A 14,807-nucleotide genomic window follows, 5' to 3' on the forward strand; every position below is an offset into this window, starting at 1 on the left:
TAATGGAAGCAACAAAAAAACTTAAAAAGTCTGTCTTAATTAGACAACGTAAAGAGCAAGAGAAAGCTCAACAAGGAGGAGCTTCGGATGCCAAATTATTGAACTGCCCGACTTCGCCTCGTAAGATGCGTTTGGTGGTAGACTTAATTCGCGGTCAACGTGTTGAAAATGCAATTTACATTTTGAAACACTCAAGTAAAGAAGCTGCTGCTCGTGTAGAAAAATTATTATTATCTGCAATCAAAAACTGGGAAGCCAAAAACGAAGGTAAATCAGTGGAAGAAAGCGAACTATATGTAAAAGAAGTATCAGTAGGTGGTGGTCGTCAATTGAAAAGATTGCGTCCGGCTCCTCAAGGTCGCGGATACAGAGTTCGTAAACGTTCAAATCACGTTACGTTGGTAGTTGATAGCAAATTAAACGTTGAACAAAACTAATTTATTGAGAAATGGGACAAAAAGCAAATCCAATAGGTAGCAGATTAGGAATCATCAAAGGTTGGGATTCTAACTGGTTCGGAGGTAAAAACTATTCCGATAAATTAGTTGAAGACGAAAAAATCAGAAAATATCTTTCTGTTCGTATTGCAAAAGGTGGTGTAGCTAAAGTTGTTATCGAAAGAACTTTAAAACGTATCACTGTTACAATTCACACTGCTCGTCCAGGTATCGTTATCGGTAAAGGTGGTCAAGAAGTTGACAAGATCAAAGAAGAGTTGAAAAAACTGACTAAAAAGGATGTTCAAATCAACATTTTCGAGATCAAACGCCCTGAGTTAGATGCTAAGTTAGTAGCTGAAGGTGTCGCTAAACAATTAGAGGCGCGTATTTCATTCCGTCGTGCAATGAAAACTTCAATCGCTTCTACGATGCGTATGGGTGCAGAAGGTATCAAAATCATGTGTTCTGGTCGTTTAGGTGGTGCTGAAATGGCGCGTACTGAACAATACAAAGAAGGAAGAACTCCTTTACACACATTGCGTGCTGATATCGACTACGCTTTAGCTGAAGCATTGACTACATACGGTAAAATTGGTATCAAAGTTTGGATCTGTAAAGGTGAGGTTTACGGTAAACGTGACTTATCTCCAAACATTGGTCAAGCATCTGGTGTAAAATCACGTGGCAACCACGAAGGTGGTGGCGAACGTCGTGACAACCGTAACAACAAAGGTGGTCGCGGTGGAAACAACCGTGGTGGAAACAACCGTGGTGGAAGCAACCGTGGTCCGAAAAAAGATTAATAGTTATTTAGATTACAACAAAAACCTGCTGAAAAAGCAGATTTAAAAAGTATACGAACATGTTACAGCCAAAAAGAACGAAGTTCAGAAAGATGCAGAAAGGCCGCATGAAAGGTAACGCTTCTCGTGGAGCGGAGTTAGCTTTCGGTTCTTTCGGTATCAAAACAATGGAGCAAGCATGGATCACTAGTCGTCAAATCGAGGCAGCTCGTATTGCGGTTACACGTTATATGAAACGTGAAGGTCAAGTTTGGATTCGTATTTTCCCTGACAAACCTGTTACGAAAAAACCTGCAGAGGTACGTATGGGTAAAGGTAAGGGTGCTCCAGAATACTGGGTAGCAGTAGTACGCCCAGGCCGTATGTTATTTGAAGCAGAAGGTGTGCCTTTGGAAATTGCCAAAGAAGCTTTACGCCTTGCAGCTCAAAAACTTCCGGTTCAAACTAAGTTTGTGATTCGTAGAGACTACGTTGAAGCATAAAAATCTTGGTAATGTCATCATTTAAGCGTTAGGGCCGTTACCCCTAACGCTATATATAAAGCGATGATAACCCAAATAACAACTGAAAAAACATGAAAAATTCAGAAATTTTAGAATTATCTAATGAGGACTTAAAAGCTCGTCTTGTAGAAGAGAAAACAGCCCTTACAAAATTGAAATTTGCACATGCTGTTTCAGCTATTGAGAACCCTAACGTGATCAAAGCAGCACGCAAAACTATCGCTCGTATCAGTACAGAGATCAGTGCACGCAAAGCTGCAGCTAAAAATGAAACAGCCTCTGAGGCGTAAAATTTAAAGTCGAAATGGAAAGAAATTTAAGAAAAACAAGAATCGGCTTAGTAGTTAGCAACAAGATGGACAAGTCTATCGTGGTATCAGTGGAACGTAAAGTGAAACACCCGATCTATGGTAAGTTCGTTAAAAAAACTACTAAATTTAAAGCTCATGACGAAACTAATACCTGCGGTATCGGCGATACGGTATTAATTATGGAAACTCGTCCGCTGAGTAAAACAAAAAACTGGAGATTAGTAGAAATTATAGAAAGAGCTAAATAACATGGTACAACAAGAATCAAGACTTAATGTAGCTGACAATAGCGGTGCTAAACAAGTTTTAGTAATCCGTGTATTGGGCGGTACGCGTAAGCGTTATGCATCAATCGGAGATAAGATTGTTGTATCGGTGAAAAGCGCTATGCCTTCAGGAAACGTGAAAAAAGGTTCCGTTTCTAAAGCAGTAGTTGTTAGAACGAAAAAGGAAATCCGTCGTAAAGATGGTTCATACATCCGCTTCGATGATAACGCAGCTGTATTATTAAATAATAATGATGAACCACGTGGTACACGTATCTTTGGCCCTGTTGCTAGAGAGTTGCGTGAGAAACAGTTCATGAAAATTGTATCATTAGCACCGGAGGTTTTATAATTATGGCACAGAAAACAAAAACAACTACGCACAAAATCAAAATTAAAAAAGGTGATTTAGTGAAAGTTATCGCTGGTAACTCTAAAGGTGTTCAAGGAAAAGTATTAACTGTTTTAGTGGATAAAAATAGAGCTATCGTTGAGGGCGCTAACATCGTAAAAAAACACACTAAACCAAGTGCAGCTAATCCTAATGGTGGTATCATTGAGAAAGAAGCTGGTATTCACATCTCTAATTTAGCTGTTATCGATCCTAAAACAGGTGCAACTACACGTGTAGGTCGTAAGTTAAATGCAGATGGTAAATTAGTTCGTTACGCTAAAAAATCAGGGGAGGAAATTAAATAATGACTTACGTACCAAGATTAAAAGTGAAATATGCGGAGGAAATCCGTAAAGCACTTCAAGAAAAATTTCAGTATAAAAGTATTATGCAGGTTCCTAAACTTGAGAAAATCGTTGTTTCACAAGGCGTAGGAGCTGCAACAGCTGACAAAAAATTAATCGATAACGCTATCGCTGAGTTGACTTTAATCACAGGTCAACAAGCCGTTGCTACAAAATCGAAAAAAGATATTTCAAACTTTAAATTACGTAAAGGTATGCCTGTAGGGGCACGTGTTACTTTGCGTGACAACAATATGTTTGAATTCTTGGATCGTTTGGTAGCAGTATCGCTTCCACGTATTCGTGACTTCCGCGGTATCAACGATAAAGGCTTTGACGGACGTGGTAACTATAACTTAGGTATCACTGAGCAAATCATTTTCCCTGAGATCAACATTGATAAAATCAACAAGATCCAAGGTATGGACATCACTTTCGTGACTTCTGCTCAAAATGATGTTGAGGCTTTAGAATTGTTGAAACAATTCGGTTTACCATTTAAAAATCAAAATACTAATAACAATGGCTAAAGAAGGATTAAAAGCACGCGAAGTAAAACGCGCTAAATTGGTAGCTAAATATGCGGCAAAACGTGCAGAATTAAAAGCTGCTGGCGATTACGTTGCATTAGATAAATTGCCTAAAAATGCTTCTCCAGTACGTTTACACAATCGTTGTAAATTGACTGGCCGTCCTAAAGGATATATGCGTCAATTCGGTATCTCTCGTGTAACATTCCGTGAGATGGCTTTAGATGGCAAAATCCCAGGGGTGAAAAAAGCTTCTTGGTAATTAAAAAAAAATACTTAATTTTGCCCGGGCAATTCAACTGAGGATTGCCGGGGTTTTTGCATTTTAAAATTGTTTAACAGATAGAAGGTCCCATACCAATGGTTGGGAGGGAAACCGCTGTCACAAATTTTCATATATAATGACTACAGATCCAATTGCGGATTACCTTACACGAGTAAGGAATGCCATCAAGGCCAACCACAGGGTTGTTGAAATTCCTGCATCGAACCTAAAAAAAGAGATCACTAAAGTTCTTTTTGACAAAGGTTACATTGCTAATTACAAATTCGATGAGAATGGCGTACAGGGTACGATCAAAATCGCATTGAAATATAATCCAATTAGCAAAATTCCGGCTATTCGTACGTTGACACGTGTGAGTAAACCTGGTTTAAGAAAGTATGCAAGCGTTGATACTATGCCTCGTGTTTTGAACGGTTTAGGTATTGCTATCTTGTCAACATCGAAAGGTGTAATGACAGATAAGGAAGCTAGACTTCAAAATGTTGGTGGTGAAGTTTTATGTTACGTTTATTAATCTAGGTAAAAGCACAAAGAAATGTCAAGAATTGGAAAAGCGCCTATCGCTATCCCTGCTGGGGTAACTGTTACTATTTCGGACAAAAACTTAGTTTCAGTAAAAGGTCCTAAAGGCGAATTAACACAACAAGTTGACCGTGACATCACGATTGCTCAAGAAGAGGGTAATATCGTTGTAACACGTCCAACTGATCAAAAGAAACACAAAGCATTACACGGTCTATACCGTTCCCTGTTGGCTAACATGGTTTACGGTGTGACTGAAGGTTACAAAACTACGCAAGAGTTAGTCGGTGTAGGTTACCGTGCTTCAAGTACTGGTAATGTATTAGAGTTAACTTTAGGTTTCTCTCACCAGATTGTTTTTGTATTGCCAAACGAGGTTAAAGTATCAACTACTGCTGACAAAGGTAAAAACCCTACAATCACTTTAGAGTGTGCTGACAAACAATTGATCGGTCAGGTAGCGGCTAAAATCCGTGGCTTCCGTAAACCAGAACCTTACAAAGGAAAAGGTGTCAAGTTTGCAGGTGAAGTATTGAGAAGAAAAGCAGGTAAATCAGCTAAAAAATAATAATCATGGCAGGACAAAAAGCATCTCGTAGAGAGAGAATCAAAAAAGGAATCAGAAAAAACCTTGCTGGAACGTCTGAACGTCCACGTTTATCGGTTTTTAGAAGTAACAAAGGTATCTATGCGCAAATCATTGATGACAATGCAGGTAAAACATTAGTTGCTGCATCTAGTTTGTCAAAAGAGTTTGTTGCATCTGGTAACAAGGTTGATCAATCTAAAGCTGTAGGTAAATTGGTGGCTGAAAAAGCATTAGCAGCAGGTATTAATAAAGTAGTTTTTGACCGTAATGGGTACTTATACCATGGCCGTATCAAATCTTTGGCTGAAGGTGCTCGCGAAGGCGGTTTAGACTTTTAATCATAGAAAGAAATGGCATTAAGCAATATAAAAAGAGTAAAATCAAGCGAAATTGAATTAAAAGATCGCTTAGTAAGTATCCAACGTGTAGCTAAAGTTACTAAAGGTGGTCGTACTTTCAGCTTCTCTGCAATTGTTGTAGTAGGTGATGAAAACGGTATCGTTGGTTACGGTTTAGGTAAAGCTAAAGAGGTAACTGAAGCAATCACGAAAGGTATCGATGACGCAAAGAAAAATTTGGTAAAAGTTCCTATTATCAAAGGTACTGTTCCGCACGAGCAATATGGTAAATATTCTGGTGGTTCAGTTTTGGTTAAACCAGCAATTGCAGGTACAGGAGTTTTAGCCGGTGGTGCAATGCGTGCAGTATTGGAGTCTGCTGGTATCAAAGACGTATTGGCTAAGTCATTAGGTTCGTCTAACCCACACAACGTGGTCAAAGCAACTGTAACAGCTTTAGCAAACATGCGTGATGCATATACAGTAGCACAACACCGCGGTGTCGATTTAAATAAAGTATTTAACGGTTAATTATCATGGCAAAAATCAAAATCACCCAGATAAAGAGCGTTATCGACAGAAGCGAGCGCCAAAAGAAAACTATTGAGGCATTGGGTTTGAAAAGAATCAACCACTCAGTAGAAGTTGAAGCTACTCCATCAATTATTGGAATGGTACGTAAAGTAAACCATTTAGTAGCTATCGAAACTATTTAATATTAGCATATGGAAGAGGTCTTTGGGCTTCTTCCATTACTTGTTATTAATAATCATTATTTTTTAATCGCTAGTACCTGTTTAGTGAGAGCGAAGGGCTAGCACAATTTAGTTTAAAAATGAACTTAAGTAATTTAAAACCTGCAAAAGGTGCAGTAAAAAGTAGCAAACGTATTGGCCGTGGTACTGGTTCTGGTCGTGGTGGTACTTCAACACGTGGTCACAAAGGTGCTGGTTCTCGTTCAGGTCACTCTACGAAAATCGGTTTCGAAGGTGGTCAAATGCCTTTGCAACGTCGTGTGCCTAAATTTGGTTTCAAAAACATCAACCGTGTTGAGTATAATGGTGTAAACTTAGATACTTTACAAGCGTTGATCGAGAAATACAATTTAACAGCTGTAGATTTCGACGCATTGAAAGCTCATGGTTTAGTGTCTAAAAATGACAAAGTTAAAATCTTGGGTCGCGGTGAGTTGAAAGCTAAAGTTGAAGTAACAGCGCACGCGTTTACTGCTTCTGCTCAAAAAGCTATTGAAGCTGCAGGCGGTTCTATCGTTAAAATTTAATAAATGAAGAAACTAATCACAACCTTAACCAATATTTGGAAAATCGATGATTTACGTACGCGTATTCTAAATACCTTACTTTTTCTTTTGATTTACCGTATTGGATGTCACGTGGTATTACCAGGTGTAAATCCTCATGCTTTGGCTTCTGGTCAAAAAGAGGGTTTATTGGGCTTACTGGATATGTTTGCGGGGGGATCATTCTCTCGTTCGGCTATCTTTGCTTTAGGGGTAATGCCATATATCTCGGCATCCATTGTTGTTCAATTGCTGGGCATCGCGGTTCCTTACTTCCAAAAGATGCAGAAGGAAGGGGAGAGTGGTCGTCAAAAAATGAATCAAATTACTCGCTATTTAACTTTAGGGATTACTTTGCTTCAAGCTTTTGCTTATGTACGTACTCAAATCGAGCCAAGTGCTAAGACAATAGCTGACCCATTATTCACTATTCTGACTGCTATAGTTTTGACAGGCGGTACTTTATTTGTGATGTGGTTAGGAGAGAAAATTACGGATAAAGGTATCGGTAATGGTATTTCTTTGATCATCATGACTGGTATTATCGCTCAATTGCCAAGTGGTATCACTGCGGAATGGGTTTCTAGAATGGCGAAAGGTGGTGGTGGTCCAATTCCATTGTTGCTTGAATTTGTAGCGTTGTTCTTTGTTGTGATCTTTACGATCTTGATCGTACAAGGTGTTCGTAAGATCCCTGTACAATACGCGAAGAAAATCGTTGGAAACAAGCAAGTCGGTGGAGTACGTCAGTATATACCGTTAAAGGTAAATGCTGCAGGTGTAATGCCTATCATTTTTGCACAGGCAATCATGTTTGTGCCAATGAGTTTAGGTCAGTTCTTCCCAAATCTTCAGTCGGAATTTTTGACTTCGTTGAGTAACTATACTTCTGTAGCATACAACGTCACATTTGCGGTGTTAATTATCGCATTTACGTTTTTCTATACAGCGATTATGGTGAACCCACAACAGATGTCGGACGACATGAAGAAGAACGGAGGTTTTGTACCAGGTATTAAACCGGGATTGGAAACTAGTAATTTTATAGACCGCGTAATATCAAATATTACATTTCCAGGTGCAATTTTCTTAGCGATCATTGCTATTCTACCTGCTATTGCAAGTTTGTTTGGTATTAATAATCAATTTGCGCACTTCTACGGTGGTACGTCATTGTTGATTTTAGTAGGTGTGGTGTTGGATACTTTGCAACAGATCGAATCTCATTTATTGATGCGTCATTACGACGGATTAATGAAAACAGGTCGTATTAAAGGTCGTTCGGCCGCGTCTGTTGAGGGAATGGATCATTCGGCAATTTAATTTCTTTAGATGTCTAAAGTATTTTATAAGTCAGCAGAAGATATAGAGCAATTGCGAAAGTCAGCAGATGTGCTTTCGCAATTGCTTGGTGAAATCGCAAAAGTGATTAAGCCTGGGGTAAAGACTATATCTCTTGATAAATTAGCTTATGAGTATATTCATGATAACGGCGGAACGCCTGCGTTCTTAAATTATCAAGGATTTCCATATTCTTTGTGTATATCTGTCAACGATCAAATTGTACACGGCTTTCCAAGTGATTATGAAATTAAAGATGGAGATCTTGTTTCGGTCGATGGTGGTGTCAATCTGAATGGTTTTATCAGTGATTCAGCATACACCTTTGGTGTAGGTGAAATATCTGAAGAAGCACAGTTGTTATTGGATGTAACAAAGGAATCATTGTACAAAGGTGTTGAACAGGCGGTGGCTGGTAAACGTGTTGGGGATATTTCTTCAGCTGTTCAGGAGTATGTGAGCAAATTCGGATTCGGAATTGTTCGTGAACTGGTTGGACACGGAGTTGGTTATCACTTACATGAAAAACCTGAGGTTCCCAATTATGGAAAACGAGGTGCTGGTCCTAAATTGGAAGAAGGTTTGGTTATTTGTATCGAACCGATGATCAATGCAGGGCGTGCGGGTGTTCGTTTTTGGGATGATGGTTGGACAGTAAGTACAGTGGATGGGAAATTATCGGCGCACTTCGAACAGATGGTTGCAATCCGAAAAGGAGAACCAGATGTGTTGCTGACATTCGAACATGTAGAGAAAGTTTTGAACAAAAAGTAGTTGGTTTTCAATTATTTTTATTTATCTTTGCACTCCTGTTCGCAGGCTTTTAAATTAAATTTAATCGAGAATATATGGCTAAACAAGCCTCAATAGAACAAGACGGTATAATTAGAGAGGCACTTTCTAATGCTATGTTTAGGGTAGAGTTGGAAAATGGACATGAAATCATTGCCCATATTTCTGGTAAAATGCGCATGCACTATATCAAAATTTTACCTGGTGATAAAGTTAAATTGGAAATGTCTCCGTATGATTTGACTAAAGGAAGGATTACTTATCGCTATAAATAGTCGTAAGTCCTTGTATTAGCGCAAGCTTTTGAAAAAATAAATATCATGAAAGTAAGAGCATCAATAAAAAAACGTAGCGCGGACTGTAAGATCATCCGTCGTAAAGGTAAAGTTTTTGTAATCAACAAAAAGAACCCAAAGTTTAAACAACGTCAGGGTTAATTCATTAAAAAAATAATAGCTTAATATTATATGGCAAGGATAGCAGGTATTGATTTACCTAAAAACAAAAGAGGTGTGATCGGCCTTACCTATATTTTTGGTATCGGTCGTACAAGAGCTGAATATATCTTGGAAAAAGCTGGTATCAGCGAAGATGTGAAGGTACAAGAGTGGAATGATGAGCAATTGGCAGCAATTCGTACCATCATTAACGACGAATTGAAAGTTGAAGGTGCATTGCGTTCTGAAATTCAATTAAACATCAAACGTTTAATGGATATCGGTTGTTACCGTGGATTGCGTCACCGTAAACACTTACCAGTTCGTGGTCAACGTACTAAAAACAACTCACGTACTCGTAAAGGTAAACGTAAGACAGTTGCAAACAAGAAAAAAGCTACTAAATAATAAATAAGAAATGGCTAAAACTAAAAAAGCTGCAAAAAAGCGTATCGTTGTTATCGAACCTGTAGGTCAGGCTCACATTAACGCAACGTTTAACAATATCATTGTAACTTTGACGAATAATCAAGGTCAAACTATTTCTTGGTCTAGTGCTGGTAAAATGGGTTTCCGTGGTTCTAAAAAGAACACGCCATATGCTGCTGGTCAGGCTGCACAAGACTGTGGAAAAGTTGCTCACGATTTGGGTTTACGTAAAGTTGAAGTGTTTGTTAAAGGACCTGGTGCTGGTCGTGAATCGGCAATCAGAACATTGCAAACAGTAGGAATCGATGTGACTACTATCAAAGATATCACTCCACTTCCTCACAACGGTTGTCGTCCTCCAAAACGCAGAAGAGTTTAATTAATTTAAAGATAAGATTCATCGGCTATAGGCTGATAGATACTTTAATTGTAAAAGAAAATGGCTAGATATACAGGACCTAAGTCCAAAATTGCCCGTAAATTTAGAGAGCCGATCTTCGGCCCAGATAAAGCGTTAGAAAAGAAAAATTACCCTCCTGGACAACATGGAGCTTCTAAACGCAGAGGTAAACAATCTGAATATGCTATTCAGTTGTTAGAAAAACAAAAAGCAAAATACACTTACGGTGTATTGGAGCGTCAGTTCTCAAACTTATTTGTTAAAGCTGCCTCTAAACAAGGTATTACAGGTGAGATCTTCTTGAAATTGTTAGAAGCTCGCTTGGATAACGTAGTTTACCGTTTAGGTATCGCTACTTCTCGTGCCGCTGCTCGTCAGTTGGTATCCCACAAACACGTTACTGTTAACGGCGAAGTTGTTAACATTCCATCATATAGCTTGCGTCCAGGTGACGTTGTAGCAGTTCGTGAACGTTCTCAAACACTTGAAGCCATCACAAATTCAGTTGCAGGTCGTACTGTAAATAAATTTTCTTGGTTAGAGTGGAATGCGAAAGAATTGACAGGTACTTTCTTAAGCTATCCAGAAAGAGCTGACATTCCTGAAAACATTAAAGAGAACTTAATCGTTGAGTTATACTCTAAATAATAAATAAAATAGAAGAATGCATAGTCCAATTTTTGGGGTATGCATCTTCTATTGTATTACAATTATTATTACAAATAAAACATTAAAAGAAAATAAATGGCAATTTTAGCATTTCAAAGACCGGATAAAGTTATCATGCAAAAATCTACGGATTTTGATGGTACGTTTGAATTTCGTCCATTGGAGCCTGGTTTTGGTGTAACCATTGGTAATGCTTTGCGCCGTATTCTATTGTCCTCTTTAGAAGGATATGCAATTACGTCGATAAGGTTTTCTGGCGTTTCGCACGAATTTTCAACGATCAAAGGTGTTGTTGAAGACGTAACTGAAATTATCTTGAACTTGAAACAAATTCGTTTCAAAAAAACAGGTGAGATTGGCGACAACGAAAAGGTATTTGTAGTAATCAATGGTCAAGAACAATTCTTAGCTGGTGATATCACAAAATTCTCTAATAACTTTACGGTCTTAAACCCAGACATGGTAATCTGTAACATGGATAATTCAGTGACAATTGAATTGGAATTGAGTATTGCCAAAGGTCGTGGATACGTAAATGCTGATGAGAATAAAGTTGTGGATGCTCCAGTAGGTGTTATCGCAATCGATTCGATCTTTACTCCGATCAAGAATGTTAAATATACCATTGAGAATTACCGTGTAGAGCAAAAGACTGACTACGAGAAATTGTTGTTGGATATCTCTACTGATGGCTCAATTCACCCCGAAGAAGCTTTGAAAGAAGCTGCTAAGATCTTAATTCAACACTTTATTCTATTCTCTGATGAGAATATGCTTCTTGAGTCTCAAACGAAAGAAGAAACTAAAGTTGTTGATGAAGAAATCTTACATATGCGTAAGATTCTGAAAACAGAATTAGTAGATCTTGATCTTTCAGTTCGTGCATTGAACTGTTTGAAAGCTGCAGATATTCGCACATTGGCTGAGTTAGTAACTTACGACGTAGCTGATATGTTGAAATTCAGAAACTTCGGTAAAAAATCGTTAAGTGAAATCCAAGAGTTGGTTAAATCGAAAGGTTTATCATTTGGAATGAACTTGGCGAAATACAAATTAGACGAAGAATAATAATTTATTAAGCGACCACTAGTCGTAATTCCTTTTGGCTGTCTGAATAGGTGAACATCACCTATTTGAACTATACAAAAACGGTACGATTAGTATAATAAAATCAAAATGAGACACGGAAAAAAAGTAAATCACTTAGGCCGTACGGATAGCCATAGAAAAGCAATGTTGGCTAACATGGCAACATCATTAATCCTACACAAACGTATTACAACTACTTTGGCTAAAGCTAAAGCGTTACGTACGTATGTTGAGCCTTTGATTACTAAATCTAAAAACGACACAACACACTCTCGTCGTACAGTATTCGCTTATTTGAAAGATAAAGACGCAGTTTCTATCTTATTCCGCGAAATTTCTGAAAAAGTAGCTAACCGTCCAGGTGGTTACACGCGTATCATCAAAATGGAAAACCGTTTAGGTGATAACGCGGAAATGGCTTTCATCGAACTAGTTGACTACAACGAAATCTACGGTAAAAAAGCTGCTGCTGCTGAGAAAAAAGCGACTCGTCGTCGTGGTGGTGCTAAGAAAGCTGCTGCTGCCGAAACTGAAGCTCCTGCAGAAGTTAAAGCTGAAGTAGAAGGTGAAGAAAAAGTAGACGGAGAATAGTACTCTTCTGATCTAGCATAAAAAAAGTCCTCTTTTTAAGAGGACTTTTTTTATTTTATGACCATTCCTACCGTTATAACTAATATATTTGTAATGCTAAAATCTGATAGCTTTTTCTATTACTAGCTATTTCGTTTATCAATCTATAATTCATTAAGATGAAACCATTTGATGTTTATCCCATTAATCCCATTAACATAGTAAAAGCTAATGGATCAACGGTGTGGGATGCCGAAGGAAATGCTTACTTGGACTTGTATGGTGGTCATGCTGTGATATCGATCGGACACACGCACCCACATTATGTACAACGTATAACAGAGCAATTGAACCGCATTGGGTTCTATTCTAATTCTGTTGAAATTCCAATTCAGCGTGAACTTGCCCGATTGTTGGGGGAAGTGTCGGGAAAGGTTGATTATGATTTATTTCTTTGTAATTCGGGTGCAGAAGCGAATGAAAATGCATTGAAATTAGCTTCCTTTTATAACAAAAGAAAGAAGGTTATTGCATTTTCAAAAGCATTTCATGGACGCACATCATTAGCTGTTGCCGCAACAGACAATCCGAGTATCGTGGCTCCTGTAAACGAGACGGAAAACATTGTTTTTCTTCCTTTTAATGATGAAGAGGCTTTAACCAGCGCTTTCGCATCTTATGGTGAGGAAATTTCATCCGTTATTGTAGAGAGCATTCAGGGAGTTGGCGGTATTAGGGAGGCTTCAGTTTCTTTTCTTCGTTTGATTCGGTCTCTTTGTGATCAATATAATGCAGTTTTCATTGCAGACGAAGTACAATGTGGCTACGGCAGAACGGGCTTGTTCTACGCCCAGGATTATTCCGGTGTTGAAGCTGATATTTATACCATGGCAAAAGGTATGGGCAATGGATTTCCAATCGGAGCAATCAGCATATCGCCCAAATTTAAAGCTACCTACGGCAGTTTGGGTACTACCTTCGGGGGGAATCATCTTGCATGTGCGGCAGCTTTGGCTGTTTTGGAGGTCATCCAACAAGATCAGCTTATGGAAAATGCTGCACAAGTCGGCACCTATCTTATCAATGAGTTGAAGCAAATAGAGGAAATTATTGAAGTTAGGGGTAGAGGATTAATGATCGGTATAGAACTGCCCGAATCTTTGGCGCATGTGAAGAAAGATCTCTTACTAAAGAACCGTATCTTTACGGGAGAGGCTAAGCCATTTGTGATTCGCTTATTACCTGCCCTGAATATGACGAAAGAGCATGCGGATCAGTTTTTATCTGCATTAAAGGAGCATGTAAAGGCCGTAACGGTTGCGTAAACCCCTAAAGGCTGTCAAATTGGCCAATGGCTGTTTCAGCTTGTGGAAATTTGATTGCGCTGTATTAGTTAAAATATATACTGAGTGTGACGCGCTTATTTATTGCCGTTGAAGATGCACTCGAATAAATAGATATAGATGAAAAAGTTTTTCTCTGTTAAGGATGTTTCCAGTGTAGCGGACGTTGTTCAAGAAGCGTTAAATTTGAAAGCTGCACCATATGACAATCAGGACCTTGGTCAACACAAAACGCTGGGACTTGTATTTTTGAATCCCAGTTTACGTACACGTTTGAGCACACAAAAAGCGGCGATGAATCTGGGCATGAATGTGATGGTTATGAACATGGATAAAGATGGTTGGGCTCTTGAAACACAGGATGGTGTTGTGATGAACGGGACAACTGTTGAACATATTCGTGAAGCCGCTGCTGTTATGGGCGAGTATTGTGATATTTTGGGACTACGTTCTTTTCCAAAATTGAAGGATCGTGAAGAAGATTATAGTGAGGACCTGTTCAACAAATTCATTAAGTACTGTGGTGTTCCCGTTGTTTCCTTAGAGAGTGCAACACGCCATCCATTGCAGAGTTTGACAGATATAATTACCATCACTGAGTACAAGAAAATTGAAAAGCCGAAGGTGGTATTGGCTTGGGCTCCGCATGTGAAGGCATTACCTCAGGCAGTGCCTAATTCTTTTGCGGAATGGATGTGCAAAGCACAAGAGGAGGGATTGGTGGATTTTACGATAGCTCAGCCTATGGGATATGAATTAAGTGAAGAATTTACCGCTGGTGCAACCATATCCAATAATCTTGAGGAAAGTTTAAAAGATGCTGATTTTGTCTATGTGAAAAACTGGTCTTCTTATCAGGAATATGGCGAAGTATATGGTGTTGATGAAGATTGGATGATGGATAACAAGAAGCTCAAGCTGACAAACGATGCCAAAGTCATGCACTGTTTGCCAGTACGAAGAGATCTCGAACTATCTTCTGAAATTTTGGATGGGCCAAACTCACTCGTGATTAAAGAAGCCAGCAACCGTGTATGGGCTGCTCAGGTTGTTTTGAAACGTATGTTAGAGGATTTGGTATAGTACAATCCTATTGATTTTTGAAAAACTA

Annotated in this window: 26 protein-coding genes; all 26 read left to right on the forward strand. The window is 38.7% G+C overall.

What is annotated here, in order from left to right; translation table 11 throughout:
* Positions 1-2: 2 nt before the first annotated feature.
* The 26 genes from rplV (at position 3) to AAH582_RS02500 (ending at position 14,779) form a co-directional block, all read left to right on the forward strand.
* The gene (gene rplV, locus AAH582_RS02375) at positions 3-437 is read left to right on the forward strand and encodes a 50S ribosomal protein L22 (protein ID WP_046674868.1); all 435 of its coding nucleotides are present in this window, start codon (positions 3-5) and stop codon (positions 435-437) included.
* 11 nt (positions 438-448) lie between these two features.
* On the forward strand, positions 449-1,243 hold the full coding sequence (gene rpsC, locus AAH582_RS02380) for a 30S ribosomal protein S3 (protein ID WP_046674869.1): 795 nt from the start codon (positions 449-451) through the stop codon (positions 1,241-1,243).
* 59 nt (positions 1,244-1,302) lie between these two features.
* Complete coding sequence (gene rplP / locus AAH582_RS02385; RefSeq protein WP_046674870.1) at positions 1,303-1,725, forward strand: 50S ribosomal protein L16; 423 nt, start codon at positions 1,303-1,305, stop codon at positions 1,723-1,725.
* Positions 1,726-1,817: 92 nt separating this feature from the next.
* Positions 1,818-2,036, forward strand: coding sequence for a 50S ribosomal protein L29 (rpmC, locus tag AAH582_RS02390; RefSeq protein ID WP_046674871.1), 219 nt, complete (start codon positions 1,818-1,820; stop codon positions 2,034-2,036).
* 14 nt (positions 2,037-2,050) lie between these two features.
* Positions 2,051-2,305, forward strand: a complete 255-nt coding sequence (gene rpsQ / locus AAH582_RS02395; protein WP_046674872.1) for a 30S ribosomal protein S17 — start codon at positions 2,051-2,053, stop codon at positions 2,303-2,305.
* A 1-nt stretch (position 2,306) separates the two neighbouring features.
* The gene (gene rplN, locus AAH582_RS02400) at positions 2,307-2,675 is read left to right on the forward strand and encodes a 50S ribosomal protein L14 (RefSeq protein WP_046674873.1); all 369 of its coding nucleotides are present in this window, start codon (positions 2,307-2,309) and stop codon (positions 2,673-2,675) included.
* A gap of 2 nt (positions 2,676-2,677) precedes the next feature.
* The gene (rplX, locus tag AAH582_RS02405) at positions 2,678-3,022 is read left to right on the forward strand and encodes a 50S ribosomal protein L24 (protein ID WP_070570406.1); all 345 of its coding nucleotides are present in this window, start codon (positions 2,678-2,680) and stop codon (positions 3,020-3,022) included.
* Positions 3,022-3,591 (forward strand): 50S ribosomal protein L5, encoded by a 570-nt coding sequence (gene rplE, locus AAH582_RS02410; protein WP_046674875.1) that lies wholly within the window; start codon positions 3,022-3,024, stop codon positions 3,589-3,591. Before rplX ends, rplE begins: the two co-directional genes overlap by 1 nt.
* Positions 3,584-3,853 carry a 30S ribosomal protein S14 gene (rpsN, locus tag AAH582_RS02415; RefSeq protein WP_028071569.1) on the forward strand — a complete coding sequence of 90 codons (270 nt, stop codon included), beginning with the start codon at positions 3,584-3,586 and terminating at the stop codon, positions 3,851-3,853. Before rplE ends, rpsN begins: the two co-directional genes overlap by 8 nt.
* A 139-nt stretch (positions 3,854-3,992) precedes the next feature.
* Positions 3,993-4,391 (forward strand): 30S ribosomal protein S8, encoded by a 399-nt coding sequence (gene rpsH, locus AAH582_RS02420; protein ID WP_046674876.1) that lies wholly within the window; start codon positions 3,993-3,995, stop codon positions 4,389-4,391.
* Positions 4,392-4,412: 21 nt separating this feature from the next.
* The gene (gene rplF, locus AAH582_RS02425) at positions 4,413-4,967 is read left to right on the forward strand and encodes a 50S ribosomal protein L6 (RefSeq protein WP_046674877.1); all 555 of its coding nucleotides are present in this window, start codon (positions 4,413-4,415) and stop codon (positions 4,965-4,967) included.
* 5 nt (positions 4,968-4,972) lie between these two features.
* A complete protein-coding gene (rplR, locus tag AAH582_RS02430) occupies positions 4,973-5,326 on the forward strand; it encodes a 50S ribosomal protein L18 (protein WP_046674878.1) in 354 nt (117 codons plus the stop codon).
* Between the two features lie 12 nt (positions 5,327-5,338).
* Complete coding sequence (gene rpsE, locus AAH582_RS02435; RefSeq protein ID WP_046674879.1) at positions 5,339-5,857, forward strand: 30S ribosomal protein S5; 519 nt, start codon at positions 5,339-5,341, stop codon at positions 5,855-5,857.
* A 5-nt stretch (positions 5,858-5,862) separates the two neighbouring features.
* Positions 5,863-6,042: a 50S ribosomal protein L30 gene (rpmD, locus tag AAH582_RS02440; RefSeq protein WP_046674880.1), complete on the forward strand. Its 180-nt coding sequence runs from the start codon at positions 5,863-5,865 to the stop codon at positions 6,040-6,042.
* 119 nt (positions 6,043-6,161) lie between these two features.
* A complete protein-coding gene (gene rplO, locus AAH582_RS02445) occupies positions 6,162-6,608 on the forward strand; it encodes a 50S ribosomal protein L15 (protein WP_046674881.1) in 447 nt (148 codons plus the stop codon).
* A gap of 3 nt (positions 6,609-6,611) precedes the next feature.
* A complete protein-coding gene (gene secY, locus AAH582_RS02450) occupies positions 6,612-7,949 on the forward strand; it encodes a preprotein translocase subunit SecY (protein ID WP_046674882.1) in 1,338 nt (445 codons plus the stop codon).
* A gap of 9 nt (positions 7,950-7,958) precedes the next feature.
* Positions 7,959-8,741: a type I methionyl aminopeptidase gene (gene map, locus AAH582_RS02455; RefSeq protein WP_046674883.1), complete on the forward strand. Its 783-nt coding sequence runs from the start codon at positions 7,959-7,961 to the stop codon at positions 8,739-8,741.
* Between the two features lie 74 nt (positions 8,742-8,815).
* Positions 8,816-9,034 (forward strand): translation initiation factor IF-1, encoded by a 219-nt coding sequence (gene infA / locus AAH582_RS02460; protein ID WP_002997456.1) that lies wholly within the window; start codon positions 8,816-8,818, stop codon positions 9,032-9,034.
* 45 nt (positions 9,035-9,079) lie between these two features.
* Positions 9,080-9,196, forward strand: a complete 117-nt coding sequence (gene ykgO / locus AAH582_RS02465; protein WP_013665024.1) for a type B 50S ribosomal protein L36 — start codon at positions 9,080-9,082, stop codon at positions 9,194-9,196.
* A gap of 30 nt (positions 9,197-9,226) precedes the next feature.
* Positions 9,227-9,604, forward strand: a complete 378-nt coding sequence (rpsM, locus tag AAH582_RS02470) for a 30S ribosomal protein S13 (protein ID WP_046674884.1) — start codon at positions 9,227-9,229, stop codon at positions 9,602-9,604.
* 10 nt (positions 9,605-9,614) lie between these two features.
* Positions 9,615-10,004 carry a 30S ribosomal protein S11 gene (gene rpsK / locus AAH582_RS02475; RefSeq protein WP_046674885.1) on the forward strand — a complete coding sequence of 130 codons (390 nt, stop codon included), beginning with the start codon at positions 9,615-9,617 and terminating at the stop codon, positions 10,002-10,004.
* Positions 10,005-10,064: 60 nt separating this feature from the next.
* Entirely contained in the window at positions 10,065-10,673 is a 609-nt protein-coding gene (gene rpsD, locus AAH582_RS02480; protein ID WP_046674886.1) for a 30S ribosomal protein S4, read from the forward strand.
* 96 nt (positions 10,674-10,769) lie between these two features.
* Positions 10,770-11,762 carry a DNA-directed RNA polymerase subunit alpha gene (locus tag AAH582_RS02485; protein ID WP_046674887.1) on the forward strand — a complete coding sequence of 331 codons (993 nt, stop codon included), beginning with the start codon at positions 10,770-10,772 and terminating at the stop codon, positions 11,760-11,762.
* Between the two features lie 108 nt (positions 11,763-11,870).
* On the forward strand, positions 11,871-12,374 hold the full coding sequence (rplQ, locus tag AAH582_RS02490; protein ID WP_046674888.1) for a 50S ribosomal protein L17: 504 nt from the start codon (positions 11,871-11,873) through the stop codon (positions 12,372-12,374).
* 158 nt (positions 12,375-12,532) lie between these two features.
* The gene (locus tag AAH582_RS02495; protein WP_343321142.1) at positions 12,533-13,678 is read left to right on the forward strand and encodes an aspartate aminotransferase family protein; all 1,146 of its coding nucleotides are present in this window, start codon (positions 12,533-12,535) and stop codon (positions 13,676-13,678) included.
* A gap of 138 nt (positions 13,679-13,816) precedes the next feature.
* On the forward strand, positions 13,817-14,779 hold the full coding sequence (locus AAH582_RS02500) for an acetylornithine carbamoyltransferase (protein WP_046674890.1): 963 nt from the start codon (positions 13,817-13,819) through the stop codon (positions 14,777-14,779).
* Positions 14,780-14,807 lie beyond the last annotated feature (28 nt).

The sequence above is a fragment of the Sphingobacterium multivorum genome (assembly GCF_039511225.1).
Classification (GTDB): Bacteria; Bacteroidota; Bacteroidia; order Sphingobacteriales; family Sphingobacteriaceae; genus Sphingobacterium.

Coding starts and splice junctions, on each gene's coding strand:
- rplV (WP_046674868.1), top strand. CDS start 3: ATGGAAGCAACAAAAAAACTTAAAAAGTCTGTCTTAATTAGACAACGT.
- rpsC (WP_046674869.1), top strand. CDS start 449: ATGGGACAAAAAGCAAATCCAATAGGTAGCAGATTAGGAATCATCAAA.
- rplP (WP_046674870.1), top strand. CDS start 1,303: ATGTTACAGCCAAAAAGAACGAAGTTCAGAAAGATGCAGAAAGGCCGC.
- rpmC (WP_046674871.1), top strand. CDS start 1,818: ATGAAAAATTCAGAAATTTTAGAATTATCTAATGAGGACTTAAAAGCT.
- rpsQ (WP_046674872.1), top strand. CDS start 2,051: ATGGAAAGAAATTTAAGAAAAACAAGAATCGGCTTAGTAGTTAGCAAC.
- rplN (WP_046674873.1), top strand. CDS start 2,307: ATGGTACAACAAGAATCAAGACTTAATGTAGCTGACAATAGCGGTGCT.
- rplX (WP_070570406.1), top strand. CDS start 2,678: ATGGCACAGAAAACAAAAACAACTACGCACAAAATCAAAATTAAAAAA.
- rplE (WP_046674875.1), top strand. CDS start 3,022: ATGACTTACGTACCAAGATTAAAAGTGAAATATGCGGAGGAAATCCGT.
- rpsN (WP_028071569.1), top strand. CDS start 3,584: ATGGCTAAAGAAGGATTAAAAGCACGCGAAGTAAAACGCGCTAAATTG.
- rpsH (WP_046674876.1), top strand. CDS start 3,993: ATGACTACAGATCCAATTGCGGATTACCTTACACGAGTAAGGAATGCC.
- rplF (WP_046674877.1), top strand. CDS start 4,413: ATGTCAAGAATTGGAAAAGCGCCTATCGCTATCCCTGCTGGGGTAACT.
- rplR (WP_046674878.1), top strand. CDS start 4,973: ATGGCAGGACAAAAAGCATCTCGTAGAGAGAGAATCAAAAAAGGAATC.
- rpsE (WP_046674879.1), top strand. CDS start 5,339: ATGGCATTAAGCAATATAAAAAGAGTAAAATCAAGCGAAATTGAATTA.
- rpmD (WP_046674880.1), top strand. CDS start 5,863: ATGGCAAAAATCAAAATCACCCAGATAAAGAGCGTTATCGACAGAAGC.
- rplO (WP_046674881.1), top strand. CDS start 6,162: ATGAACTTAAGTAATTTAAAACCTGCAAAAGGTGCAGTAAAAAGTAGC.
- secY (WP_046674882.1), top strand. CDS start 6,612: ATGAAGAAACTAATCACAACCTTAACCAATATTTGGAAAATCGATGAT.
- map (WP_046674883.1), top strand. CDS start 7,959: ATGTCTAAAGTATTTTATAAGTCAGCAGAAGATATAGAGCAATTGCGA.
- infA (WP_002997456.1), top strand. CDS start 8,816: ATGGCTAAACAAGCCTCAATAGAACAAGACGGTATAATTAGAGAGGCA.
- ykgO (WP_013665024.1), top strand. CDS start 9,080: ATGAAAGTAAGAGCATCAATAAAAAAACGTAGCGCGGACTGTAAGATC.
- rpsM (WP_046674884.1), top strand. CDS start 9,227: ATGGCAAGGATAGCAGGTATTGATTTACCTAAAAACAAAAGAGGTGTG.
- rpsK (WP_046674885.1), top strand. CDS start 9,615: ATGGCTAAAACTAAAAAAGCTGCAAAAAAGCGTATCGTTGTTATCGAA.
- rpsD (WP_046674886.1), top strand. CDS start 10,065: ATGGCTAGATATACAGGACCTAAGTCCAAAATTGCCCGTAAATTTAGA.
- AAH582_RS02485 (WP_046674887.1), top strand. CDS start 10,770: ATGGCAATTTTAGCATTTCAAAGACCGGATAAAGTTATCATGCAAAAA.
- rplQ (WP_046674888.1), top strand. CDS start 11,871: ATGAGACACGGAAAAAAAGTAAATCACTTAGGCCGTACGGATAGCCAT.
- AAH582_RS02495 (WP_343321142.1), top strand. CDS start 12,533: ATGAAACCATTTGATGTTTATCCCATTAATCCCATTAACATAGTAAAA.
- AAH582_RS02500 (WP_046674890.1), top strand. CDS start 13,817: ATGAAAAAGTTTTTCTCTGTTAAGGATGTTTCCAGTGTAGCGGACGTT.